The sequence below is a fragment of the Bacteroides sp. D2 genome, from assembly GCF_025147085.1.
In the GTDB taxonomy this organism is placed as follows: domain Bacteria; phylum Bacteroidota; class Bacteroidia; order Bacteroidales; family Bacteroidaceae; genus Bacteroides.
In genome coordinates this window covers 6,911,903-6,938,200 of sequence record NZ_CP102261.1, presented here as the reverse complement: position 1 = coordinate 6,938,200, position 26,298 = coordinate 6,911,903, and the positions used below count along the sequence as shown (strand labels likewise).

Genomic DNA, 26,298 nt, shown 5'->3' with positions numbered 1-26,298 from the left:
AGCGAATTAAACTCCCGTAAAAATACTATTTATATTCCTGCTTTTCAATATTTTTCTCCTGTTTTGAAGAATAAATATTCTTTTCAGCTTTTAGATGTCATTTTCAGTCATCATGTCCCAGGTGTCATTAAGTGCCTGCATGGATGGAAATAATAAATCAGCCCCGGCATCCAGCAACACTTGCCCGTTCAAAGGACCCGTATTGACTGCTATGGTGAAAATACCCGCGTTGTGTCCGGCTTCCACTCCTAACGGAGCGTTTTCTACTACAACCGCTTCATCCGCTTTGATCCCTCCTTTTTTCAAAGCCATCAAATACGGCTCAGGATTGGGTTTGCCATATTTTACATCGAACGCTGTAACCATCAGTTCTTTATGAAACATTCCCGGATAGTGGTGTTCCAACCGTTCGAGCAGGGATAACTGACCGGAACCGGTGACCACCATCGGAATCAGACCGTCCTTCTTCACTTTTTGCAGCAACTCCCATGCACCGGGCATAGGCTTTGCTTCAGGATATGAATTGAACAAAACACTTTTCTCCTGATAGATACTTTCTATTTCCTCCTGTGTGGCTTCTCTACCCAATTCACGTTGAAAAACAATATTGATTGTAGAGGCTCCTGTCCGTCCTTCATGCATATATGCTTCTTCGCGACTAAGAGTGAGCCCATGAGATTTCATTACTTTATGCCAGGCTTCCGAATGATAAGGCATAGAGTCAAAAAGTACGCCGTCCATGTCAAACAGGACGGCTTTCAGTTTCTTTTTCATACTTTGTACGTTGCGGAATCTTTTTAAGATACTATTTTATTTTTCTATAATCATTTTCTTTAGATCGGACCGGGGGATAATCACATCATATTGTTTCCCGGAATCCTTGCCGATATATCTGTAGGTAATATTTTTATTGTTCTCCACGCAGGTTTTTATGAATATCTGGGTGGCAGGATCGGTCTGACTTGCCAGCGTTGACACGATACTCTCTTTCACTTCGGCTGCGTTTTCTTCAATCTGGCTGATAGGACACAACTCCTCGTCCACACTGCATATATAAACAACCGATTCACCTATGCTTTCGATCTTTTCGACAACGACTTCTTCACTGGCCTGCATTGGAAATTGCAGATTCGCCATTTTCAGTTGCGCTTCAAGCTTTGTCTGTTCGCTTTGTGCCGGGTCGGCATTTGTATTGATAACCTCTTTCAATTCTTCGGCAGTAAGTTCGCAAACCGCTTGCTCGCCCGACTTATTCCCTACAAATATCATGTGTAATCCGGAATTACACTTAGCCATCAGCTTCAACATTTCCTTTACATCAGCAGCCGGATTTTGAAACATCATTTTGATAGATGATTTCATGCTTTCCGGATTATCTTTCAAAATCTTAATATTGGTAATTTCCTCGTTCATGTTGAGAGTGTACACTACGTTATCTCCGTCGTAGATGATGCTGGTAATCTTGCCGACTTCTCCCATGTCCAGCGGACACTGTTTGTTGGCTATCCCGATTACAGTTTTGAGTTTGGCTTCCTGACAACCGGTCATGACTATCATTAGCAATGATACGCTACACAGTAACATGAGTCCACTGGACTTCTTTAATAAATTTCCTGCCATTCTATTTGTTTTTTAAGTTTGATTCGCTTCATCTACAACTGTATACGAGGCAAAGATAACGATAAAAAATGAGAGATAAGTTAGAAAGGGAAGATAGTTGCAAATGACGCTCCCAAGCGATTAACTACATAATTATTTGCTGTTTAGAAGAATATGTGTATTTTTGTAACGTTATAAACTCGACGATAGCATGAAAAAGAGAGTATTATTGTTGCTACCATTGTTTTTAGGCGCCTGCTCTAATAGTGGGGAAAGTCCTGTTATCAAGATAGAAAAGCTTTATGCAAAGATCGAATCGGATGGTGAAAATACCAGTTCCGGTGAAAAAGACTATGCGAATCAGAGGGAGGAATTGCCGGCCTTGAAAGTGGGAGATGAAGTGAAAGCCTTTCTGCTTTTGGATGGAAATGGGGCAGAACTGAAAACCTTTAAACTTCAGAATGACGATGAAGTGGATACTAAACTCTTTTATGAGCAAACAGAAGTATCTACAGAGGGAAATCTGACAGATGTGGAGAAAGGACAGCTTCGTTTTAAGGATGGTGTGTCAAAGGCCAGAATTATGGTTATTGCGACCATTAAACAAGTAGATAAGAACGGTGATGTAAAATTAGAGTTCTATCTTTCTTCCAAAGCCGAATGTGAAGGAGCACAGGAAGAAATCGGCTTGAAGACGAAAGCCGAAGATGATAAATAAGAGTAATAATGAATAATGAACGGTGAACAAATCCATGCATATAGCATAGTTGTTCACCGTTCATTGTTTATAGTTTACCGTTTATAAAACGTTCTTGATTTATAGTTTTGCACGGATCGCTTTGGATTCCTCTTCATAACCTGGTTTGTCCAGCAAGGCAAACATATTCTTTTTGTATGCTTCCACACCCGGTTGGTTGAATGGGTTCACGCCCAGCAAATAACCGCTGATACCACAAGCCTTTTCGAAGAAATAGAGCAGACCACCAATGTTGTATTCGCTCAATTCAGGAAGTACGATGCGCATATTAGGTACGCCACCGTCTACGTGAGCCAGCTGTGTTCCCAGTTCGGCCATCTTGTTCACTTCGTCCACACGCTTGCCGGCTAAGAAATTCAAGCCGTCCAGATTTGCTTCGTCAGAAGGAACTTCCAGTTTGTGGTTCACTTTCTCTACTGAAATCACAGTTTCGAAGATAGAACGTTCACCTTCCTGAATCCATTGACCCATAGAATGAAGGTCTGTAGAGAAATCTACCGATGCGGGGAAGATACCCTTATTATCTTTTCCTTCCGATTCTCCGTAAAGCTGTTTCCACCATTCGCTTACATAGTGCAGTTTCGGGCAGAAGTTAACGAGGATTTCGATCTTCTTGCCATTTCTGTACAACTCATTGCGGGTAGCAGCATAAATAGCAGCCGGGTTTTCAGCAAATGCAACGTCCGATCCGCATACTTTTTCCATATCGGCAGCACCGGCAACCAGTTTGTCAATATCAAATCCGGCTACTGCGATAGGCAGCAAACCAACCGGAGTCAGTACAGAGAAACGTCCGCCTACGTTGTCAGGGATGATAAATGTTTTATATCCTTCTTTGTCAGCTGTAACACGGGCAGCACCTTTTTTAGCGTCCGTCACAGCAACGATTACTTTCTTTGCAGTTTCTTTACCGCGCTGATCTTCACATTGCTTTTTCAGCAAACGGAAAGCAAGAGCAGTTTCGGTAGTAGTTCCTGATTTAGAAATATTGATGACACCGAATTTCTTATCTTTCAGATATTCAGTCAGTTCGTACAGATAATCTTCGCTGATATTGTGTCCTGCATAGATCATGACAGGAGCCGTTTTCTTTTCCTGCAGCCAAGTGAAGCTGTTAGACAAAGCTTCGATTACGGCACGGGCACCCAGATAACTGCCACCGATACCGGCAACGATTACTACTTCACAGTTATCTCTTAATACTTTTGCTGTAGCGTTCAGGTCGGCCAAGTGTTCTTTAGTGATAGAAGAAGGCAAATGCAACCATCCTAAAAAGTCATTACCTTTGCCTGTACCTTTTTCAAGCATTTCCTGTGCGGCTTTTACTTCAGCTTCGTAAGCAAAAACCTTTTCTTTGGAGATAAATCCAAATGTCTTTTCAATGTTTAAACTAATCATATCGTTCTTGTTTAAAGATTATCTAAAAGAGTCAGTCAGCAATTTAATCTCGATCATTGGTGAGATACGTTCGTACAGGATGTTGTACACAGCGTCCAGTATCGGCATATTGACATGATGATGTTTATTGATTTCTTTGATACATTTCGTACCATAGTAACCCTCTGCAATCATTTCCATTTCAATTTGCGCACTCTTCACGGAATACCCTTTACCTATCATCGTTCCGAAAGTACGGTTACGACTAAAGTTGGAGTAGCCAGTCACCAATAAATCCCCCAGATAAACAGATTCATCCACGTTTCTGTTCAACGGATGCACCGTGTTCAGGAAACGATTCATCTCCTGAATGGCGTTAGAGATCAATACAGCCTGGAAGTTGTCGCCATATTTCAGCCCGCTACAGATACCGGCAGCAATGGCATACACGTTTTTGAGTACCGAACTGTATTCGATACCCGCCACGTCATCACTGACAGATGTTTTGATAAAGCTGCTTCCCAGACGGCGTGCGAAGATACGTGCCTTGTCTTTATCAGGGCAGGCGATAGTCAGGTAGGAGAGTCGCTCCAAAGCTACTTCTTCTGCGTGGCAGGGACCTGCAAGGACTGCTATGTTTTCTGGTGGCACACCATATTCTTTTGTGAAGTATTCCGATACAATAACGTTGTCATCGGGTACGATTCCTTTGATAGCGGTGATGATAAACTTATCTTTTATCTTGGTTTTCAACTTTTTCAGATGCGCCTTCAGATAAGGAGAGGGAGTGACGAAGATCAGCGTATCCGATTCTTTCACAACATCGTTGATGTTGGAACTGAAAGTGATGCGTCTCGTATCAAATTTCACTCCTGTCAGATAAGCCGGATTGTGCCCTAATCGTTTAAAATCGGCAATGCGGTCGTCTCGCCGCATGTACCAATTGATAGAGTCCTCTTGGGCCAGACACATCTTTGCGATGGCTGTAGCCCAACTTCCTCCGCCCATTATCGCTATCTTGCCGGGTAATTTCATTTGTATGGATTTGGATGAAGAACTTATTAAATTTTCTGTATCCACTCAGTTACGTCGTTTACCGACGGATTGGTCAGTTCTAATTTATATTTCTTGTTAATGCCGCAGATGTCCTGGTGCAGCTTCTGCGGATTGACATCTTTCATGTCGGCAACTGTGTTGTAACCGGCTTTTTGAATCACCGGAACCCAGTCTTCTGCAATTCCCAATTCCATGTATTTGGCAGCAGCGTCTTTTTTCACTACTTTTTCCGGGCGCATTTGCGGGAAGAACAATACTTCCTGAATGGTAGTCTGTCCGGTCATTAACATCACCAGACGGTCGATACCGATACCGATACCCGATGTAGGAGGCATACCGTATTGTAAAGCGCGCAGGAAGTCCTGATCGATAATCATCGCTTCGTCGTCTCCCTTGTCGGCCAAACGCATCTGCTCTTTGAAACGTTCTTCCTGATCCAGTGGGTCGTTCAATTCCGAGTAGGCATTAGCCAGCTCTTTACCGTTCACCATCAGTTCGAAACGTTCGGTCAGTCCCGGTTTAGAGCGGTGCATCTTGGTCAGCGGAGACATTTCAACCGGATAATCGGTGATGAAAGTCGGCTGGATATATGTACCTTCGCAGAATTCTCCGAAGATTTCATCAATCAGCTTGCCTTTACCCATCGTCTCGTCGATTTCTTCCATCTTCAGTTCTTTGCAGACTTGGCGGATTTCCTCTTCGTTCTTGCCGTTCAGGTCATATCCTGTCTTTTCTTTGATAGCGTCTAGGATAGGCAGACGGCGGTAAGGAGCTTTGAAGTTGATGGTTTTTCCGTCAACCACTGTTTCTGTGCTACCGTTTACTGCGATACAAATACGTTCCAACAACTTTTCGGTGAAATTCATCATCCAGTTGTAATCCTTATATTGTACGTAGAGTTCCATACAAGTGAACTCCGGGTTATGGGTTTTGTCCATACCCTCGTTACGGAAGTTCTTACCTATTTCATATACACCTTCAAAACCACCTACGATCAGTCGCTTCAGATAAAGTTCTGTTGCGATACGCAGGTAAAGATCCATGTCCAGTGAGTTATGGTGAGTGATGAACGGTCGTGCGCTTGCTCCACCGGCAATAGATTGCAGGATGGGAGTTTCCACTTCCGTGTAACCGGCTTCGTCCAAAGCATTGCGCAATGTTTTCACAACAGTGGCACGTTTCAGGAATGTTTCTTTGATACCGTCGTTCACTACCAGGTCTACATAGCGTTGGCGATAACGGAGTTCGGGATCTTCAAAAGAGTCATAAGCTACCCCGTCTTTGTATTTAACGATAGGCAACGGTTTGATAGACTTTGCAAGTACAGTCAGTTTCTTAGCATGGATACTGATTTCACCCATTTGTGTGCGGAACACGAAACCTTCGATACCGATAAAGTCACCTAAGTCGAGCAGGCGTTTGAATACAGAGTTGTACAGTTCCTTGTCTTCTCCCGGGCAGATATCATCGCGGGTGATGTACACCTGGATGCGACCTTTAGAGTCTTGCAATTCAACGAAAGATGCTTTACCCATCACGCGGCGGCTCATGATACGGCCGGCTACGGAAACTTGGCGTGGCTCCTCGTCGTCTTTAAATTCAGCTTTAATATCTGTAGAGAAAGCATTGGTTACATACTCTGCTGCAGGGTACGGATCAATACCCATTGCACGAAGCTCATTCAGGCTGTTGCGTCGAATGATTTCCTGTTCACTTAGTTCTAATATATTCATTTCGTTACGTATTAACTCAATTTTGGAGGCAAAAATACGAAACTTTTCTCATATATCCTGTAATCCACCTCTTTTTTGTATCTTTGCCGCCTCAAACTAATAGGTATGACAGGACAAAAGACACCCACTGCGTTGGGTACGGAAAAGATTGGGAAGCTTTTAATGCAGTATGCCATTCCGGCAATTATCGCCATGACGGCGTCTTCTCTTTATAATATGGTAGATAGTATTTTCATCGGTCACGGGGTGGGTGCGATGGCTATTTCCGGGTTGGCACTGACTTTCCCGCTAATGAATCTTGCCGCGGCTTTCGGCTCGCTGGTCGGTGTCGGTGCGGCTACATTGATTTCGGTGAAGCTGGGACAGAAAGATTATGATACCGCACAGCGGGTTTTGGGAAATGTGTTTGTATTAAATCTTATTATAGGTATCTCTTTTACGGTAATCGTTCTTCCTTTTCTCGATCCGATACTTTACTTTTTCGGGGGAAGCGATGAAACGGTGAAATATGCCCGTGAATTTATGCAGGTTATCTTGCTCGGAAATGTGGTTACCCATTTATATCTGGGGCTGAATGCAGTGCTCCGTGCTTCGGGCCATCCGCAGAAAGCGATGATGGCAACAATAACGACAGTGATAATCAATGTATTGCTTGCTCCATTGTTTATTTTTGTATTCGACTGGGGAATCCGTGGGGCAGCTACGGCTACGGTTTGTGCACAGTTGATCGCATTGGTCTGGCAGCTTCATTTGTTCTGTCGCAAAGATGAACTGATACGGTTGAAAAAGGGTATTTTCCGTTTGAAACGGAAAATCGTGCTGGATTCATTGGCTATCGGTATGTCTCCCTTCCTGATGAATATGGCTTCTTGCTTTATTGTGATTCTGATTAATCAGGGATTGAAGGAATATGGAGGTGATTTGGCAATCGGTGCATTCGGTATTGTTAATCGCATCGTCTTTGTCTTTATTATGATTGTGTTGGGATTGAACCAGGGAATGCAACCTATTGCGGGATATAATTTTGGTGCGAAGCTCTATCCTCGTGTGACGAAAGTACTGAAAGCAACTATTTGCTGTGCTACTGTAGTGACGACGATTGGTTTCCTGATAGGTATGTTCATTCCGGAAATCGTATCTTCCATCTTTACTTCGGACGAAGAATTAATCAGCATTGCTTCTAAAGGTTTTCGTATTGTGGTATTTTTCTACCCGATTGTTGGGTTTCAGATGGTAGCTTCCAACTTCTTCCAGAGTATCGGAATGGCAAGTAAAGCCATTTTCTTGTCGCTGACGCGGCAGATGTTATTTCTGGTTCCCTGCCTGTTGATTCTACCTCACTATTATGGACAAATGGGCGTTTGGGCTAGTATGCCTGTGGCAGATTTGGCGGCTAGTCTTATATCCGGAGGAATGTTGTGGTGGCAGTTCCGACAGTTTAAGAAAGCTGTTGCCTAAGCAGTAAACTGGTTGATGCTTTTTCTCAAACATTTTCATGCTTATGAGAAAACATTCTCATAGGCATGAGAATAATTTCTCATAGGTATGAGAATTTTTTCTCACTACGGTGAGAATACTTCTTTGTCTGAATGGTCTGGAATGCCGCTTTATGGTTCTCCGATAGGCAATTTACCAATCGTATTTATCAATGTATTTATCGAATTCAGGTTTCGGCTTGATACCATGCTTCAAGAAGATTGCAGCAATTTGCTCTTGTTCGTCGGGATGTAGCAACCGTTCTTGATTGCGGATGCGGTAATACATGTTACGTCCCATTAAAGAATATAGCTCTTTGCGTATCGTGATGGCTAAAGAATGCGGAATATTGTCCAGCAGATGATCTATTCCGGAAGCAAAGTGTGAGGTCTGATATGGTTTGAAGTAATGGCAATTCTTTTCATTTCCGGCTATATGGCATGGATTGACGGTGGAGTAGTAGGGCACTTGGGCTGGAATACAGAGCATAGCCTGATATCGGAGGCATTTATTGTGACGAGGGCATTGCTTGTAGCTACAATACAGGAATGCTTTAGGAATATCGTCGTAATTAATCTTTTCGTCCATAGTTTTTTATTGTGTTTATGGTTTTTGTTTGTAGAATGAAATACAAAGGTACTTGTTTTGTTCTACATACGTCATGATACCGTCTTTTTTTATCAACCTATCATAAAGTAAATGATAATTGCTGTTTTCATATATGATAGGTGCTGTTTGTCATCTATTCAAATTGAACTTTAATTCCACCTCCTTTTCCCCGACGGTAAATTCCACTCTCGCTCCATTGATGAGCGGCAGGTTATGAGTCACGTGTCCTACCGGAAAATTGAAACAGACCGGATAATTATACTCTTTCACCAGATCGGCCAGCGCAGCATATAAATCTTTGCCTAGCGAACCATCTTCTTCATATTTGGTGAATTGTCCGATGATTAGTCCTGATAATTTTTCCAGCACTCCACCCAGTTTCAAATTATACATCATCCGTTCGATAGCTTGAGGCTCTTCGTTGACATCTTCGATGAATAATACTGTGCCCTCTGCCGCAATATCATACGGAGTGCCACGTAAACCGCAGATAACCGACATGTTTCCGCCCCGCAAAACGCCTTGTGCGTGACCTTGTTTGTTCAATTCGTGTTTTTCGCAAGTATAAGTAGGAGGATTTCCCGATAGAATATCCTTTAAATACATAATACAGGGATCGTCTTCAGACTCCATTGTAAGATGATATGCCATCGGTGAATGTAGCGAAGCGTATCCATTTTTCTGGAAAAGATTATGTAATGTCGTCACATCACTGTATCCGATCAGCCATTTCGGATGTTTACGGAAAGCTGTAAAATCGAGCTTGTCTATCAAGTGAACGGCTCCATATCCTCCTCGGCTGCAAAAGATAGCTTTTACTTCCAGATGATCCATTGCTCTTTGCAAATCTTTTAAACGATGTTTGATTGTTCCTGCATATAGTCCGGACGAATCGCAGACGTGTTTTCCGGTAATGACTTTCAGCCCCCATGATTCTAATCGTTGCTTTGCACCTTCTACAAACTGTGTGTCTATCTTGCCGGATGGCGATACGATAGCTACTTTATCTCCTGCTTGCAGAAAAGGAGGGAATTGAAAGTTTGAATTGGAGGTGTTTTTCTGCTTACATCTTTCTTCCAGCATCAAAGATCGGTTGGATGCCGTTTGTGTCGTTTTGCAGGAAACGAGTATCCCGCAAAAGAGTAATAGAATGATGGTGAATTGATTCTTGATTATCTTCATGTTGTTTTGTTACTTGAGTGATTCTTCTGCAAAAATACACGAAAAAAATGATGCCGGATATGTTTCCTCATTAAAACTGGATTGCATAAACTTTAAAATGACTCAAATCAATGGTCGTTGGACTGATTTATACATAGAAAAAGTAACAATCGGGCTGTTATTGTCCGTTTCTGTGCGGACAGTTGTCCGATAATGAACATCGTGTAAATTTGAATATCCGTTGATTATCAGATATTTATTGTTTTGGCACGCCGATTGACTATATATAAGCGAAAGCGGTTGTGAAACAGCAACCACTATAAACGAAGAAGAATAATAACAATAAAAAAATAACGATTATGAAAACAAATTTATTCTCAAAAGCAGTTGTGATGGTAGCAGTAGTAATGGCAAGTGTAATGAACTTCTCTGCAAGTGCAATGAACCCTACAGAATTTGTAACCAATAATGAAATGACTGGTGAAGTAATAACCGCTAAGAATATTTATCGTAATGAAGACGGTCACTTGTATCGCCACCTTCGCTATACTTATACTTACGATAACGAAAATCGTGTGATAAGCAAAGAAGCCGCCAAGTGGGATAGTGTAAAGGAAGTTTGGACTCCTTACTTCAAAATGAATGTGGAATACAGTGCCAATGAAGTGACTGTGGACTATGCCCGTTGGAATGATAGAAGTAAGACGTATAACAGTAATGTAGAAAAGGCGGTTTATGCGCTGAATGACAACAATGCAACTCTGTTGCTGGCAAGCACAAAATAAAACAGGATAATAGGTAATAGTGAAAGCCGGTTATTGACACTGTTTCAATAACCGGCTTTTTTTAACACAATATTCTGTCTTTGATTTTCACTAAACATTTGCGGCTCTCTTTTGTTGTTTTCCGAAAAGTATTTGTACCTTTGTCATTGGAACGTAGCATACCTTTGTGGTGTGCGATTGTGCGTTTCCTCGGTGAACAGGAAATCGTAGCGGATTTTTTTTACTTACGCCGGGAGACGCCTGTACTTCTATGACTTCTCATAGAGTACGGGCTGTCTGCCCGTGTAAGTAAGGTAGCCGCTACTACCTCCTGTTTGCGGGATTGTGACAGCTCCGTACTCTTTTATAATAAAAGGTACGGAACTAGTTAATATTATTAATCTAGTTCCGTTTTTTTATGGCAAATTGGCTCACAACAAAACAGATGTCCGAAAGACACGACATTCAAGAAGCTATTTTAAAGAATTGGGCAAATCTTGGATACATTACGAGTTCCCGAATCAACGATCAGTTGTTTTTGGATGATGAGAGTTTGGATGCTTATCTGGAAGCTCACAAAAGACTTGGTTTAGAAGCAGATTACCTTTCTAAAATCGTAGAAGAAAAGAAATTGGAACGTGACTTTATCATTTCCAGATACGATGATCTACTATATGTGTTGAGAACACAGAAGACTTGTAAACCTCTATATCAAATAATCATTCGTGAACTGGCAGCATTGATTCTTCACCCTATTGCCCGCAATGTTTTCTATTCTATTTCTACAGGAGAATCAGTAGAGAAAGTGGCTGGTAGGCATCGAATTACCTATGAAAAGACATTGCAAATTTATAACTCTATACTTAAAGGATTAAAACTGAAGAAAGATATATTGGCTACCTATCGAAAACGTGCTATCAATGCTCGTTTTTTATCTTTGGCAGATAATAATAAGAATATAAATATTGAGCAGGAGGAGTGGATACTTCAATTACCCGTTTGTAAAGTAGCTGATACTCGGTTGGCTAATGTCTTGTATAATCAAGATGTTCGAACGGTGAAAGATTTGTTGGAGATAGTGTCGGGAAGAGGATGGAAAAGTATGTTGAGAATAGAAGGAGTGGGAAAAATCTCCTATTATCATTTATTGTCCAAGCTTCAGATGATAGGTGTTGTGGATGAAAGTTTGGACCGGATTCTTGCCGGACACTCTGTTGGTCGGTTTGAGAAGAGATGATAAATGATGGATAAAGCATAATGCAAAGAAATGGAATGTAAAAAGACTATTTTAAAGGAAGATAAGAATTTCGGCCTTTAAAATAGTCTTTTTATATCGTGTATGTATGAACATACTCTTTATCTTTCCGCCTCTATTGTATAAGTAAAACTGTCTGCCCGGTAGTATCCGATGTTGTATTCAATCGGCACTCCGTTCACATCATAAACAAATCTTTTCCTTATTAATATAGGATCGCTGGATTTTATTTCCAGTTTTTCTGCGATAAATTCCCCTGCAAGTCTTGCTGAAATCTCCTCCTTGCTGGTTTTTACCACTATGTTATATTGAGTTTCCAGCATTTCATATAATGGGCGTGTGTAGTCTTCTTCTCCAGTCAATGGAATGTTCGGGTTGAAATAAGAGATAAAGTAGACAAACGGGTATTCCTTTTTTCCTCTGACGCGCTCCATTACTACGCAGCGGGCATCAGGGTTAGAACCTAAATTAAAGAATGTGCCGATTTCTTCAGTCGGACGTTTCAAACTGATATGTAGTTCGAAATTACGAATTTCGATACCTAACATCTTCATTTCCTGCGAGAAACTAAGCCAGTTCTTTACTCCGCCTACGATACCTTTCTTTACCACCTTCGTTCCGTATCCTTTCTTTCGTACCAGAAGTCCCTCAAATACGAGTTTGTTGATAGCTTGTCTTAATGTGTTCCTTGAAATGTGTAATTGTTCAGACAATTCGACTTCATTGGGAAATAGCTTCCCGTTTTTGTACTCTTCAGATTCTATGAGTCTTCTAAGTATCTCTTCTGCCTGAATATGAAGAGGTTTATCACTGCTATGGTCTATTTTCATATCTATCCTGATTGGTTTATTTTCAGCAAATATAAGATTTATCAAAAAATAATCCAAGTTTTGTTTGGAATAAAAATAAAATCTATATATTTGCACAATCTAAAGTATGTATGAACATATAAAATTAAAAACAACTATAATATGAGAAAAGCTAATTATGATAAATTTCCTTCTACGAAGTTGACGGGGATGCTTGTTCAGGGTTGGGATGCTATCATTTCTGTGTTAAAAAAGCAAATGGATGCAAGAAAAGTGCTGGCAGTGGATTTATATACTGGAGTATATGAAGAAGAAGTGCTGGATGCTTTTTCAAAAGAATTCTCCGGAAAGGTGATGAATGTACGTGATTTGATGAAACCGGAACAAGAGATCCAAACTTTGACGGAACGCTTCATGACGGAAGATGTGTTGTTTGGCTATGTGACCAATTTGAAGCTGGAAGATTATTTTGATGCGGGTAAATTGGCTGCTGCGCAAAAGCAAATTAGTGAAGCGGAGGATACTATTGTAATAATAGGTACGGGAGCTGCCATGGTGGCTCCGCAGGATGCGATGATTGTATATGCGGATATGGCACGTTGGGAAATTCAACAACGTTTCCGTCGGCATGAGGTAAAAGCTTTAGGGATAGACAATCGGAAAGATGCCGTTTCTTTGCAATACAAGAGAGGCTATTTCAATGATTGGAGAGTATGTGATAGGTATAAGGAAAGATTGTTTGACAGGGTAGAATTCTGGATTGACACCCATGTGGCCGGAACACCGAAGATGATTGATAAGGATACTTTCTTTAAAGGGGTAGAGGCAACGGTGAACACGCCGTTCCGAGTAGTTCCTTTCTTCGATCCGGCTCCCTGGGGTGGTCAATGGATGAAAGAAGTTTGCGATTTGGATCGTGAACGCGAAAATTTTGGTTGGTGCTTTGACTGTGTGCCCGAAGAAAACAGCCTCTATTTTGAGGTGAACGGAGTGCGCTTCGAACTTCCTTCGGTCGATTTGGTTTTGCTGAAAAGTAAAGAGTTGCTTGGCGAACCGGTGGAAGCACGCTTTGGAAAAGACTTCCCCATCCGTTTCGATTTTTTGGATACGATAGGTGGAGGTAATTTGAGTTTGCAGGTACATCCTACCACTCAATTTATCCGTGATAGTTTCGGTATGTACTATACACAGGATGAAAGCTACTACATGGTAGACGCGGAAGAAGATGCCGTAGTCTATCTGGGAGTGAAAACGGGTGTTGATAAAGAAGCGATGATCGACGATTTGCGTAAGGCACAAAAAGGTGAATTGGTGTTCGACGCAGAAAAGTATGTCAACAAGATTCCGACAAAGAAACACGATCACTTCCTGATTCCGGGAGGAACGATTCATTGTTCCGGTGCGAATAGCATGGTGCTTGAAATAAGTTCGACTCCGAACCTCTTTACTTTCAAACTATGGGACTGGCAACGTCTGGGACTGGACGGAAAACCACGTCCAATCAATGTGGAACGTGGTAAATGCGTAATCAACTGGAACCGGGATACGGAATATGTAAATGAACATCTTCGCAACCAGTTTAAAGAAGTGGCTTCCGGAGATGGGTGGATTGAGGAACGTACCGGATTGCATCCGAATGAATTTATCGAAACCCGCCGTCACCGTTTCTCGTCACCGGTGCTGCATCACACAAACGACAGTGTAAATGTGCTGAATCTGCTGGAGGGAGAAGAAGCCGTCGTTGAGAGTCCTACTCACGCCTTTGAACCTTTCGTGGTGCATTATGCGGAAACATTTATCATTCCTGCTTCTGTTGGCGAATATACAATCAAACCTTATGGAAAGTGTCGCGATAAGGAATGTGTCACTATCAAGGCATATGTCAGATTTTAGTAGTTGAACTTTTAAACCTAAAATAGTATATGTATGAATATGATAAACGGGTAGTTTTGACTCTGGATGCAGGAGGAACAAATTTTGTATTTTCTGCCATTCAAGGGAATAATGAAATGATAAGTCCAATAGGGCTTCCGGCAGTTTCTGATAATTTAGACGAATGCCTGGAAGTGTTGGTGAAGGGATTTGATAGAGTAATAGCTGCTATACCAGTTCCCCCAGTTGCAATCAGTTTTGCTTTTCCGGGTCCTGCTGATTATGAGAATGGAATCATAGGAGATTTGCCCAATTTTCCTTCATTCAGAGGAGGTGTTGCATTAGGTCCTTTTTTGAAGCATAAATACGGAATTCCGGTTTTTATAGAAAATGATGGAAATCTGTTTGCTTACGGTGAAGCCTTATCGGGCGCATTGCCTATGATAAACAGGGAATTATCTTTAGCTGGTTGCAGCAGGGAATATAAAAATTTGATTGGTATAACATTGGGAACCGGATTCGGCGCAGGAGTTGTTATAAATAAAGTCTTGTTGACCGGAGATAATGGTTGTGGAGGGGACATCTGGCTTATGAGAAATAAGAAATATCCGGATATGCTTGCTGAAGAAAGTGTTAGTATACGTGCTGTGAGAAGAGTGTACAGCGACTTGTCCGGACAAAGCTCTGCCTCATTAAGTCCAAAAGATATTTATGACATTGCTGAAGGTATAAAGGAAGGTAACCGTCATGCAGCAATCGCAAGTTTTAATGAACTTGGTATGATGGCAGGTGCTGCTATTGCTTCGGTACTGAATGTTGTGGATGGTTTGGTGGTTATAGGTGGAGGAGTCGCAGGAGCCTCAAAATATATATTACCAGCTTTGATAACAGAACTTAGGGCACAACTGACTACTTTTTCGGGAAATAAGTTTCCATGCGTTTCTATGCAAGTATATAATGGAGAAGATGAATCGGAAAGAGCTCGTTTCTTGAGTTTATCTGATAGTCAGGTTGTCATTCCAGGTACTCATTTGACTACTACCTACCATCAATTAAAACAGACCTTGGTGCTGTGCAGTAGAGAAGGTGCTAGCCGCTCTATTATGCGAGGTGCTTATGCCTATGCGCTGCAAAAAATAGATTTAACGTAATATTCGTAAACTAAATATCGTATGAAAACACTAAAAAAAATCATTTTCATTTCTATTGTATTAGGAATGATATCATCATTAATTATTTCGTGTAAGAGTGATGATAAGCAACAGACAGGGTTACTGACCTTAAGTATTTTGGAGGGGAAAATTAAGATTGGGGATCATGTTTCTGTAGAACTGTCACTGTCTGATCCTGATTTGATTTCTAAAATTGTGGTTAAGAAAAGTATCGAAGGAAAAGAAGTCAGTTCTTATTTAAAGGAACTGAATGTGAGTGAGTTGAACTTTCCATATACATTCACTGAGGAGATTATCGCCGGTGATGAAAATGGAATATTAGTGTACTCCTTTTATGGAATGGATGAGAACAACAAAGTGGTGGATGCCGGAGATCTGGTTTTAACAGTGGAGCTGGCACAGATTCCATTATTGTTAAAATATGACTGGGTATTGGCATCGCAAACTATTAAAGGGGAAGATACAGCTACTCCTGATTTGAAAGATGATATACATCGGTTTAATTCGGACTTGACTTGGCAGGTCGATTGGGGATACATATTCTCAAGTGCTGCTTTGGAAACGTTAAATTCCTATTGTGCATGGCAGGTTACCATGGACGGAGCTACTGTAAAGACTTTATCTACTATTCACTATAATGTGTTTTCGCCGGCCGAAGCCTTGATAACTCATTATAATGTATTGCAGTTGTCGGATCGTAAAATGATATTGGAAAGTTATCAAGACCTTTCAGGGCTGGGGGATGGCTATTCTTCAAATGAAAGAGTGTTGGAAGTTTATACGCCAGTATCCAAAACTGAAGATTTTACTCCTTATCGGGGACAAAATCCGGATAACTATATTGTAGCGTCTTGTAATCCGGGATCTTATTAATAAACAATCTAATCATAAAAACACATGAATAATTTATTTAGGAGCATAACTTTATTGTTGTTGATGTTTATTCTGGGAAGTGTTAGTGCACAGAATAAAAGTTTGAACGTCAAGGGTACAGTTCGTGATGCAATGGGTGACCCCATTATCGGAGCTACTATTTTACAGCAAGGTTCAACTTATGGAACCATTTCTAATAAGGATGGAGAATTTTCATTATCTGTTCCCGACAAATCAGTACTTGAGATTTCTTTTGTAGGATACCAAACAAAGATCGTTAAAGTTACCGCACAAAAGAGAGAATTTCACATAGTGCTGGAAGATGATATGCAAGTATTGGCTGATGTGGTAGTGGTAGGATATGGTGTGCAGAAGAAAAGTGATCTGACTTCGTCAATTTCTACTATTAAGTCAGAACAATTATCTTCCACTTCGATAACCTCTTTAGATCAGGGTATTCAGGGAAGAGCAGCCGGTGTGGCTGTTTTAAACACTTCGGGTCAGCCAGGTGCCGGAACTTCTATTCGAATCAGAGGTACCAGTTCTATTAATGGAAACAATGAACCTTTGTATGTGATTGATGGTGTTCCTGTGATTAGTGATGCAAATACATTCAGCACCGGGACTTTAAAGAATCCGGCTCTTAATCCTTTGACTAATATCAATCCCAATGATATTGAATCTATTGAAATTTTGAAAGATGCTTCTGCAACTTCCATATACGGTGCCCGTGGGGCGAATGGTGTGGTGCTGGTCACTACCAAACAAGGTAAGAATGGAAAGCCTAAAGTCTCTATCGGAGCTAAATACACATTGCAGCAGGTAACTAAAAAAATGGATATGCTGAATGCGGTCCAATTGGCCGAGTTGGGAAATGAGGCAACGGACAATGCTGGTGAAGAAAGAAATCCCGTTTTTGCTGGGTTGAATAATCTGTCCAAACTAAATACGGACTGGCAAGATGAGATATTCCGTACAGCACCTATGCAGAACTATGATATTTCAGTATCAGGTGGAAATGATAAAACTACTTATTTTGTTTCCGGTAATTTACTGTTGCAAGATGGTATAATTATTGGTTCAGATTTTGGAAAAGGAAGCTTCCGTATTAACCTGGGGCAGCAAATAAATAAATGGCTGAAGACTGGCGTTTCTGTGAATCTGAGTTATAGCCGTTCAAATGGTGTAGTAACGAACTCGGAAGGAGGATTTGCTTCTTCTATCACTTCTTGGGCGTTGGAAATGAATCCGGCTCTTCCCGTGAGAAATGAATCCGGAGATTACATTTATGAAAACAATTTGACTACAACTAATAATGTGGGTAATCCTGTGCAAGATGCCTATGAAGCGAAAAATAGAAATACTTCATTCCGGACATTGGCTAATGCTTATTTAGAATGGGTTCCAATTAAAAATCTAACCTTTAAGACTAGTATCGGTGTTGACTATTTCTATATAAAGGATCAGGCTTTTGCTCCCGGGGAGATTAAACGTGCAGAATCGAATGGCGGCTATGCCAGCATAGGAAATCGTGACGGTTACAACTGGGTATGGGAGAATACCGTCAACTATACAAACACTTTTGAGAAGCATACGATTAGCGCTTTGGCCGGTATGACAGCGCAAGCTTTTGTCTCGGAAAATTCGGCAGTTTCAACAGCTGATTTTACAGACGGATTTTTAGGATTCAACTCAATACAATCAGGAGCGTTGCGTCAAGCTGCAAGTTCGGGTATCTCCGAATGGCAGATGTTATCTTATTTGGCTCGTGTGAATTATAATTACGGTGGTCGTTATTTAATGAGTCTGACCGGTCGTATTGACGGATCTTCAAAATTTGGTAAGGGCAATAAATATGGCTTTTTCCCTTCGATCTCGGGTGCATGGAGAATTTCAGAAGAGAATTTCATGAAGCGGGCGCAAGCCATTTCAAATATGAAGTTGAGAGTAAGTTATGGTATTGTGGGCAATGAAGGAATTCCTCCATATAGTTCGCAAGGGTTGATGTATAACACAGAAGCGTATTTTGGCAATAGTGAAGTGGCAACCGGCGTGGTGCCTTATACATTGAGTAATCAAGACTTGAAGTGGGAAACAACTTCGCAGGTGAATCTTGGTTTTGACTTGGGTTTATTTAATAATCGTCTTACCTTAACTGCGGACTATTACCGAAAAAATACGCGCGACTTGCTGCTTGCTATGCCTGTGTCGTTTAATACCGGTTATGATACAGCCGTAAAGAATGTTGGCAGTCTGCGTAATGAGGGTTTTGAATTTGCTTTGGGTGCAGTACCTTTTGCCGGTAAATTCGGCTGGGATATGAATTTTACTCTCGGTTACAATAAGAATGAAATTACAGATTTAGCTGGAAGCCAGGAAAATCTTTCGGGGGCATCTATTTTGGGAGTAACCTATTGGACTAAAATAAATGAGGGTAAGCCTATCGGTACAATTTATGGATATAAAACTGATGGAATAGCACAATTGAGCGAAGACTTGTCTAAAATTCCATATTTCTCTGGAAAAACCTTGAAACATGGTGATCGTAAATATGTCAATAAGAATGGTGATAATGTGATTAATGAGGACGATTTATATGAGTTGGGAAATGCTAATCCGGATTTTACTTTCGGATTCAATAATACCTTTACTTATAACCTGCGCGATCATTCATCCATTGGGCTGACAGTCTATTTGCAAGGTGCGGTAGGTAATGAGATTGTGAACTTCAATAAGTTTTCATTGGAAAGTTTTGACGGACATAAAAATAATTCTGTGGCAGCATTGGAAAGATGGACTCCTGAGAATCCTACTAATAAATATCCTCGTGCCACGACTAAATCATCTGGTACTATTTTGTCCGATCATTATGTGGAAGACGGTTCATATCTCAGAATAAAAGATATCACGTTAAGTTATACTTTCCCCAAAAGCATCCTTCAGAAATTTTATTGTGAGGGACTTACAATCTTTGCCGGATTAAAGAATATTTATACGTTCACCAATTATTCCGGATATGATCCTGAGGTAAGTCGTTTTTCTAACGACAATCTTTCAATGGGAGCTGATTATGGTTCTTATCCGATGTCTAAATCGTATGAGTTTGGTTTAAGAATGAATTTTTAAAAAAGAATAGATTATGAAAAAATACATATTAAGCATTTTATTGAGTGGAGCATTCATGTTCACTGCTTGTTCGGATTTCCTCGACGAAGTGCCTAAAGGGAATATTACAAGTGAAGGATATTATAAAACAGCTCAGCATGCTATATCCGCCACCAATGCTATTTATGATTATTTGATTATCGGATATGCTCCGAATGGGTTATGGGATAAAAACTATGGTGGTACTTTCTACAATGATTATTGGGTTCTTCAGGATATGTTTGCTGATAATTCGGAAACTAATCAGACCAGCATTGACTACCAATCGGTGGAAAATATGCAAATAGACCAATATAATCAGCCTGTAGAATTGCTGTGGAGAGATTTTTATCAAACGATAAAATGTTGTAATGTCGTGATTGATAAAGTTCCATCTATTGATATGGATGTGACTTTAAGAAATCAGTTGGTGGCCGAAGCAAAATTCTTTAGAGCAATGATGTATTTTGATTTGATCCGGATGTTTGGTGATGTTCCTTTACGCGAACATAATGTTGAAAGTGCAGAGGAAGATGCAACTAGCCGGACCTCCAAAGAAACAATTTATGAATTGATCTTTTCGGATCTTAAGACTGCTGAAACCGATTTGAAGTACACTGAACGCTTTGGCGGAGGAAGACCTTATCCTGCATCTGCATCAGCTTTGTTAGCCAGGGTTTATCTAACTTATGCAGCAGAACATCATAGTCAGGAGCATTACCAGCTTGCTGTAGACAAGGCTAAATCTGTCATCCCGAATTTCCCTATGCTTGAAAACTACGGTGATTTATTTAAAGTGGCCAATCGTTTTAATACGGAAATAATCTGGGGAGTAAACTTTAGCGCAACGTTGAGTGAAGGTTGGAAAGGTGCACAGTTTTTGGTACGTTTATTGCCTGCCCTTGACGGAGTAAGCAATGCCCAAGGATGGGAAAATGCTACCGAAGATTTATGGAATAGCTTTGACCAGCAGAATGACCAGCGCCTGGATGTTACTTTGAAGAGAAGTTTTACTTATAGTGATGGTAGCATTAAGGATTTCGATAAGCCCTATGTTTTTAAGTATTGGGATAGTCAAGCCGAACCTAAAGGGAATAATACAGAGGCTATATTTCCGGCAATTCGTACAGCAGAGATGTATTTGATTATAGCCGAAGCTTTGAATGAAATAAATCAAGGAGCTAATGAGGAGGCGGTAATCGCAATTAATGCTGTAAGGAACCGTGCCGGACTGACCACGGCTGTACCTACTGACTATAAGGGATTTAAGAAGGCCGTATTGAATGAGTATCGTCATGAATTTGTGATGGAAGGACATCGTTGGTTTGATTTGACCAGGATGTGTACACCGCAAGAATTTGTGTCTATCATAAAGGCTGCCAAACCGGAATCTACTCCTAAAGAATACCATGTGAAATTTCCTATTCCTCAAAGAGAAATAGACCTGTCACAAAACATGATTACGCAGAATGAAGGCTATGGACAATAACCAAAAAGATAGAATTATGAATAAGTTTATCTATTTGTTGGCCTGTACATTATTTGTATCTTGCCAAAACAACAATAAGTCATCTGTAACACAGATGGAAGTCGAACTGGATTCAATGTGGTGTACACGGTTGATGCCTGGACTTGGCGGTGGAGTGACAGGAGGTGACGGTGCTATATCAATAGACTTGAAGGATGGACGGAATCTTTTTATGTGGGGTGACTCGTTTTTTGGAGATGTTGTCGATGATAAAAGGAGTAAAGACTCTAAATTTGTGATGGGTAACACTTTTACGATTATCAATGAGAAAGGAGAACTGGAGACCTTGTATAGTGGTGATTTGAAGAATCCTTCTGCATATATACCGGCAGAGCAGGATGGGGATTCACCCCGTTGGTATTGGCCTGGAGATGGATTTGTGAAAGATGGTATTCTTCATTTGTTCATGTCCAAGTTCAGGAAAGTGGGTGAGGGATCTTTTGGTTTTGAATATATGTGTTGTGACTATTTTCGTCTGGATGTGAAAACCATGAAGATCATTGATGAGATGAATATCCCTGCTGCCAATCAGAATGGTGTACACTATGGACATGCAGTGATGCCTTATCAAAATGCAATCTACATTTACGGAACAAAGTCGGACTCGACAGGAGCAAAGGCAGTTGTTCATGTGGCGAAGGCTGAATTGGTTGATAATAAGCTGGCGAACTTTGTGTATTGGGATGGGGCTAGCTGGCAGGCGGATGCTACTAAAACAGCGAAACTTGAAGGACTTCAGAAAAATATCTCTGAGCAATTCAATGTATTTAGTCTAAATGAAAAAATTGTGTTGGTTTCCCAAAATCGTTCGGGAAATGCCAAAGAAATTTATTCCTATATTGCCGACAGCCCTGAAGGTGCATTTAGTCATGAGAAATTGCTCTATACGGTCGATGAACCTAATTTTGAACAAGACAGTATGATGACTTATAATACAATGGTACATCCTCAATACATGAAAAATGATAAAATATTGATGTGTTATAACGTTAATACCTATGATTTGAAGAAGGTATTTGAGAAGGCATCATTGTACCAGCCTCGTTTCTTCTGGGTACCCGTAGATCATATATTAAAGTGATAGTTATGGTAAAGAATAACTCTTATTTGAAAGCCATTCCCGTGCTTGCCGCTTTTTTTGTTATGGGATTCTGTGATATAGTCGGTATTTCATCCGACTATATGCAGAAGAGCTTTAATTGGTCTCCAACTATGACAGGTTTTGTTCCTTCAATGGTATTTATCTGGTTTCTATTTTTAGGGATTCCTGTTGGTAACAGAATGAGTAAATACGGACGGAAAAATACAGTACTCGCTAGTATGGCGGTGACAGTTGTTGGGATGTTTTTGCCATTGTTGGTCTACAGTAGTGTAACATGTATTATTGCGTATGTTTTGCTAGGTATAGGGAACGCCATACTACAGATCTCTTTAAATCCGTTATTGAATAATGTTATTTCCAGCCCTCGGCTATTGACTAGCAGTCTGACGGCCGGACAGGTTATCAAGGCTGTCTCTTCGTTGGTAGGTCCTGAAATTGTATTATTTGCCACCCTGCATTTTGGTGATGATAAATGGTATTATTGTTTCCCCATTTTAGGTGCTATTACATTATTCTTTGCTTTATGGTTGACGTTTACTCCCATTCGGAGAGAGCAGGTGGAAGAGAGTAAAGTATCTGTTTCTGATTCTTTCAACCTGCTGAAAAATAGAACCATACTCATTCTTTTTTTTGGAATATTCTTTATTGTAGGTGTGGATGTCGCTACAAATTATGTCAGTTCAAAATTAATGAGCATCCGGTATGATTGGACTGCGGAACAAGTGAAGTTTGCTCCACAAGTATATTTCTTTAGTAGAACGGTTGGTGCTCTTCTCGGTGCTTTCTTGCTGACCCGCATTGCAGGTGCTCGCTATTTCAAAGTCAATATTCTGGCATGTATCATGATGCTTGTATTATTGATTGGTGTTCAGAATCCAGCTGTTAGTCTATTATGTATTGGCGGAATTGGCTTTTTTGCTTCGTCTGTATTTTCTATTATTTACTCGATGGCATTTCAAGAATGTCCCACAAAAATGAATCAGATTTCCGGGTTAATGCTGACGGCTGTAGCCGGAGGGGGAGTGGTAACTCCTGTTATTGGGTTTGCAATAGATAACGCCGGAATTACGGCTGGAGTTATTGTCATTTTACTTTGTGTGTTGTATCTCACCTATTGTGCTTTTGCGGTAAGAGAACGGAAATGTGGAGAGCAGACAACTTTATAATAAATAAAAATATAATGATGAATCAAAACATAATAAAAGGATTGCTAGTAGCTGCTATATGGTGCAGCAATATTCTTGTACTTCAGGCAGCACAAGATAATATAGCCCCACGGGCGCATGTCACGGTATCTAATGTGTTGAATGAGAATTATGCTGCCGACAACCTGGTTGACGGTAAAATAATGTATGATGATAAGGGCGAGTGGGCTTGCAAGGGAAGTGTTACGTCGTGGGGAGTCATGTATACCCCGTGGGCACAGTTGGAATGGGATGAAGAAGTGTGTGTGGATCGAGTGGTGCTGTATGACCGGGTATCTCTTGCTGAACACCTTGCCGGTGGAACTCTTCATTTCAGTGATGGATCTCAGCTTAGTGTAACAGCTATTCCTAATGATGGAAGCCCGAAAAGTATCTCTTTCCCTAAGAAAAAGGTGAAATGGATTCGTTTTGAGGCAACAGATGGGAATGGAAAGAATTTGGGGTTGTCTGAAATCGAAGTTTTTGCCGCACATGGTAATCAAACTGACTATGTAGAGTGGGTTGACCCTTATATTGAAACTACCCGGGGACGGTGGTTCTTCTGTACTCCGGGCGGACGTCCCTTTGGTATGGTGGCTGCTCATGCTTTCACCCGCAATAAAAATCAGGGAGGTGGCGGATATAATTATAATTTTCCGGATATCTTAGGATTCTCTCAAATAAATGAGTGGATGATTTCCGGTCCGAACATTATGCCGGTTGTAGGGGAAATAAATCCTACTGAAGGTATGGCAGGATGGAAATCACCTTTTAAACATGAAAGTGAAATAATTCAGCCAGGCTATCATCGTCTGTATTTGGACCGGTATAAGACTTGGGTGGAGTATACGGCAACAGAGCGGGCTACATTCTACCGTTTGAATTATACCGAAAATGTAAATGCCAAATTATTGGTGGATGTAGGTAGTGTTTTAGGGAATTGCTCTATGGATAAAGCTACCTTACTGCGTGTCAGCAATACACGTGTTGTAGGAGAATTTTTCACGACAGAACGCTTTTGGGGTGGTCCTGACAGCATAAAAATAAGCTTTGTACTAGATTGTAACCGTCCCATAAAAAGCATTGACGGATGGAATGAGAAAGGTGTCTTGCCCGATGTTGAGGCTATTGCGGGGAATGCTGCCGGTATGGTTTTGAACTTTGGACAATTGAATGCTGAAGAGTTGCTTTTTAAAATGGCATTCTCATATACAAGCGTAGACAATGCAATAGCCAATATGGATGCGGAACTGAACCATTGGGATTTTGACAAGGTATGTAAAGAAACCCGTTCTGTCTGGAATGAGGCTTTAGGACGTATAGCTGTTGAAGGTGGTACGGATGCTCAACGCATCAAATTCTACACTGACCTTTGGCATGTATTGCTAGGGCGACATAAAATAAATGATGTGAATGGCTATTATCCGGATTATGCCGGAAATAAATACGTCAATAAACGTACGTCTGAACCTATGAAGGTACGTCGTCTTCCACTTACGGCGGATGGAAAACCTAAGTTTAATATGTATGGCTTTGACGGGCTTTGGTTGACACACTGGAATTTGAACGTATTATGGGGTCTGGCATGGCCCGAAGTCATGGATGATTTATCTGCTTGTTTAGTTCAGTATGCTGATAATGGTAAGCTGTTGCCTCGTGGGGCATGTTCGGGTGGATATTCATTTATTATGACCGGTTGTCCGGCTACCAGCTTACTGGTAAGTACATATATGAAAGGAATTATGAAAAAAGCCGATCCTTTGCATACATTTGATGTCATAAAACGTAATCATATGCCTGGCGGAATGATGAGCTATGAGAGTGCTGATGATTTAAAGTTTTATATCAGTCATGGTTATTGTCCGGACAATGCAAGTAAAACTCTGGAATGGGCGTTTCAAGATTGGGGAGCAAGCCGGATGGCTGCAAGGTTGGGAAAACACTCGGATGCACGAATGTTTGAAAAACGCTCACGAGCATGGACTCCTTTATTCAATGCGGAACAGGGCTTGGTATTTCCGAAAAAGAGAAATGGTGAATGGCTACATCAGGATGCATTGAGTGGAAACGGTTGGGTGGAAGCGAATTCCTGGCAGGCCACCTGGTCTTTGTCTCATGAACTGCCTAAGCTGGTAAAGATGATGGGAGGAGCAGATAAGTTTTGCGAGAAATTAAATTTCGCATTTGAGCAGGCAAGAGATTTAGATTTTGTTTATGCTTACAGTGGAGGATACGTAAGTTATGCTAATCAGCCCGGATGTTCTAATGCACACATCTTTGCTTATGGTGGAAAACCTTGGTTGACACAATATTGGGTACGTCAGGTAAAAGAACGTGCGTATGGAGGAATTACTCCAGATAAAGGGTACGGTGGTCATGATGAAGATGAAGGTCAAATGGGAGGGGTCAGTGCATTGATGGCACTTGGACTATTTAGTGTAACAGGTACGGAATCTGATACTCCATACTACGATATTACTTCACCTATTTTTGATAAGATCACAATCAAACTGAATGGGGATTATTATGAAGGAAGTACATTTACTATAACTACCCACAATAATTCTGCTGAAAATTGTTATATCCAACGTGCGCAATTGAACGATATGGAATGGAATTATGCACAATTTAATCATGCAGACTTTACGAAAGGAGGAAAGCTTGAGCTATGGTTAGGTAATGAACCCAATAAATCGTGGGGAAAACTTAAATATTTGGCTCCGGACTCAGATTTATAATTGAAATAAAACAGTTGTTATTTCTCTATTAAGTGACTGGAATAATGCCGATTATGGCATTAAATGCCGAGTAGTGGTTCTGTTATAAC

At 40.8% G+C, this 26,298-nt stretch carries 20 protein-coding genes; 12 read left to right on the top strand and 8 right to left on the bottom strand.

Annotated elements, in window-relative coordinates:
* Positions 1 to 90 precede the first annotated feature (90 nt).
* The gene (locus tag NQ505_RS26150; RefSeq protein WP_004312359.1) at positions 91 to 774 is read right to left on the bottom strand and encodes an HAD family hydrolase; all 684 of its coding nucleotides are present in this window, start codon (positions 772 to 774) and stop codon (positions 91 to 93) included.
* 36 nt (positions 775 to 810) lie between these two features.
* On the bottom strand, positions 811 to 1,620 hold the full coding sequence (locus NQ505_RS26145) for a hypothetical protein (RefSeq protein WP_008998890.1): 810 nt from the start codon (positions 1,618 to 1,620) through the stop codon (positions 811 to 813).
* A 190-nt stretch (positions 1,621 to 1,810) separates the two neighbouring features.
* Here NQ505_RS26145 and NQ505_RS26140 point away from each other — a divergent pair, with 190 nt between their 5' ends.
* The gene (locus NQ505_RS26140; RefSeq protein ID WP_008998889.1) at positions 1,811 to 2,317 is read left to right on the top strand and encodes a DUF5035 domain-containing protein; all 507 of its coding nucleotides are present in this window, start codon (positions 1,811 to 1,813) and stop codon (positions 2,315 to 2,317) included.
* Between the two features lie 99 nt (positions 2,318 to 2,416).
* Here NQ505_RS26140 and NQ505_RS26135 read toward each other — a convergent pair whose 3' ends face one another.
* Genes NQ505_RS26135 through lysS form a run of 3 tightly spaced genes read right to left on the bottom strand, consistent with a single transcriptional unit; the run spans position 2,417 to position 6,522 of the window.
* The gene (locus tag NQ505_RS26135) at positions 2,417 to 3,754 is read right to left on the bottom strand and encodes a glucose-6-phosphate isomerase (protein ID WP_004299377.1); all 1,338 of its coding nucleotides are present in this window, start codon (positions 3,752 to 3,754) and stop codon (positions 2,417 to 2,419) included.
* Positions 3,755 to 3,772: 18 nt separating this feature from the next.
* Complete coding sequence (locus tag NQ505_RS26130; protein ID WP_004299378.1) at positions 3,773 to 4,768, bottom strand: NAD(P)H-dependent glycerol-3-phosphate dehydrogenase; 996 nt, start codon at positions 4,766 to 4,768, stop codon at positions 3,773 to 3,775.
* Positions 4,769 to 4,794: 26 nt separating this feature from the next.
* Positions 4,795 to 6,522, bottom strand: coding sequence for a lysine--tRNA ligase (gene lysS / locus NQ505_RS26125; protein ID WP_008998888.1), 1,728 nt, complete (start codon positions 6,520 to 6,522; stop codon positions 4,795 to 4,797).
* Between the two features lie 105 nt (positions 6,523 to 6,627).
* On the opposite strand from lysS, the gene NQ505_RS26120 reads away from it, so the two are divergent.
* A complete protein-coding gene (locus tag NQ505_RS26120; RefSeq protein WP_032853494.1) occupies positions 6,628 to 7,980 on the top strand; it encodes an MATE family efflux transporter in 1,353 nt (450 codons plus the stop codon).
* 171 nt (positions 7,981 to 8,151) lie between these two features.
* Here NQ505_RS26120 and NQ505_RS26115 read toward each other — a convergent pair whose 3' ends face one another.
* Both NQ505_RS26115 and NQ505_RS26110 read right to left on the bottom strand, forming a co-directional pair.
* Positions 8,152 to 8,586, bottom strand: a complete 435-nt coding sequence (locus tag NQ505_RS26115; RefSeq protein ID WP_008998886.1) for a DUF6078 family protein — start codon at positions 8,584 to 8,586, stop codon at positions 8,152 to 8,154.
* A gap of 150 nt (positions 8,587 to 8,736) precedes the next feature.
* Positions 8,737 to 9,690: an LD-carboxypeptidase gene (locus NQ505_RS26110; RefSeq protein WP_083852304.1), complete on the bottom strand. Its 954-nt coding sequence runs from the start codon at positions 9,688 to 9,690 to the stop codon at positions 8,737 to 8,739.
* Positions 9,691 to 10,127: 437 nt separating this feature from the next.
* On the opposite strand from NQ505_RS26110, the gene NQ505_RS26105 reads away from it, so the two are divergent.
* Together NQ505_RS26105 and NQ505_RS26100 are read left to right on the top strand one after the other, a co-directional pair.
* On the top strand, positions 10,128 to 10,553 hold the full coding sequence (locus NQ505_RS26105; protein ID WP_008998884.1) for a DUF3836 domain-containing protein: 426 nt from the start codon (positions 10,128 to 10,130) through the stop codon (positions 10,551 to 10,553).
* Between the two features lie 424 nt (positions 10,554 to 10,977).
* Positions 10,978 to 11,769 carry a hypothetical protein gene (locus NQ505_RS26100; protein ID WP_032853526.1) on the top strand — a complete coding sequence of 264 codons (792 nt, stop codon included), beginning with the start codon at positions 10,978 to 10,980 and terminating at the stop codon, positions 11,767 to 11,769.
* A 119-nt stretch (positions 11,770 to 11,888) separates the two neighbouring features.
* Here NQ505_RS26100 and NQ505_RS26095 read toward each other — a convergent pair whose 3' ends face one another.
* Complete coding sequence (locus NQ505_RS26095; protein WP_008998882.1) at positions 11,889 to 12,617, bottom strand: GntR family transcriptional regulator; 729 nt, start codon at positions 12,615 to 12,617, stop codon at positions 11,889 to 11,891.
* Between the two features lie 141 nt (positions 12,618 to 12,758).
* Between NQ505_RS26095 and NQ505_RS26090 the strand changes: the two genes are divergently transcribed.
* The 8 genes from NQ505_RS26090 to NQ505_RS26055 are packed head-to-tail and all read left to right on the top strand — an operon-like array spanning position 12,759 to position 26,209.
* Positions 12,759 to 14,489: a class I mannose-6-phosphate isomerase gene (locus NQ505_RS26090; RefSeq protein WP_008998881.1), complete on the top strand. Its 1,731-nt coding sequence runs from the start codon at positions 12,759 to 12,761 to the stop codon at positions 14,487 to 14,489.
* 29 nt (positions 14,490 to 14,518) lie between these two features.
* Positions 14,519 to 15,619 carry an ROK family protein gene (locus tag NQ505_RS26085; protein WP_008998880.1) on the top strand — a complete coding sequence of 367 codons (1,101 nt, stop codon included), beginning with the start codon at positions 14,519 to 14,521 and terminating at the stop codon, positions 15,617 to 15,619.
* A gap of 21 nt (positions 15,620 to 15,640) precedes the next feature.
* Positions 15,641 to 16,513: a hypothetical protein gene (locus tag NQ505_RS26080; RefSeq protein ID WP_008998879.1), complete on the top strand. Its 873-nt coding sequence runs from the start codon at positions 15,641 to 15,643 to the stop codon at positions 16,511 to 16,513.
* A 24-nt stretch (positions 16,514 to 16,537) separates the two neighbouring features.
* Positions 16,538 to 19,639, top strand: coding sequence for a SusC/RagA family TonB-linked outer membrane protein (locus NQ505_RS26075; RefSeq protein ID WP_008998878.1), 3,102 nt, complete (start codon positions 16,538 to 16,540; stop codon positions 19,637 to 19,639).
* Between the two features lie 13 nt (positions 19,640 to 19,652).
* Positions 19,653 to 21,146, top strand: coding sequence for a RagB/SusD family nutrient uptake outer membrane protein (locus tag NQ505_RS26070; protein WP_008998877.1), 1,494 nt, complete (start codon positions 19,653 to 19,655; stop codon positions 21,144 to 21,146).
* Positions 21,147 to 21,162: 16 nt separating this feature from the next.
* Positions 21,163 to 22,266 (top strand): DUF4185 domain-containing protein, encoded by a 1,104-nt coding sequence (locus NQ505_RS26065; protein ID WP_008998876.1) that lies wholly within the window; start codon positions 21,163 to 21,165, stop codon positions 22,264 to 22,266.
* A gap of 5 nt (positions 22,267 to 22,271) precedes the next feature.
* A complete protein-coding gene (locus NQ505_RS26060) occupies positions 22,272 to 23,453 on the top strand; it encodes an MFS transporter (protein WP_008998875.1) in 1,182 nt (393 codons plus the stop codon).
* Between the two features lie 17 nt (positions 23,454 to 23,470).
* The gene (locus NQ505_RS26055) at positions 23,471 to 26,209 is read left to right on the top strand and encodes a GH92 family glycosyl hydrolase (RefSeq protein WP_008998874.1); all 2,739 of its coding nucleotides are present in this window, start codon (positions 23,471 to 23,473) and stop codon (positions 26,207 to 26,209) included.
* Positions 26,210 to 26,298 lie beyond the last annotated feature (89 nt).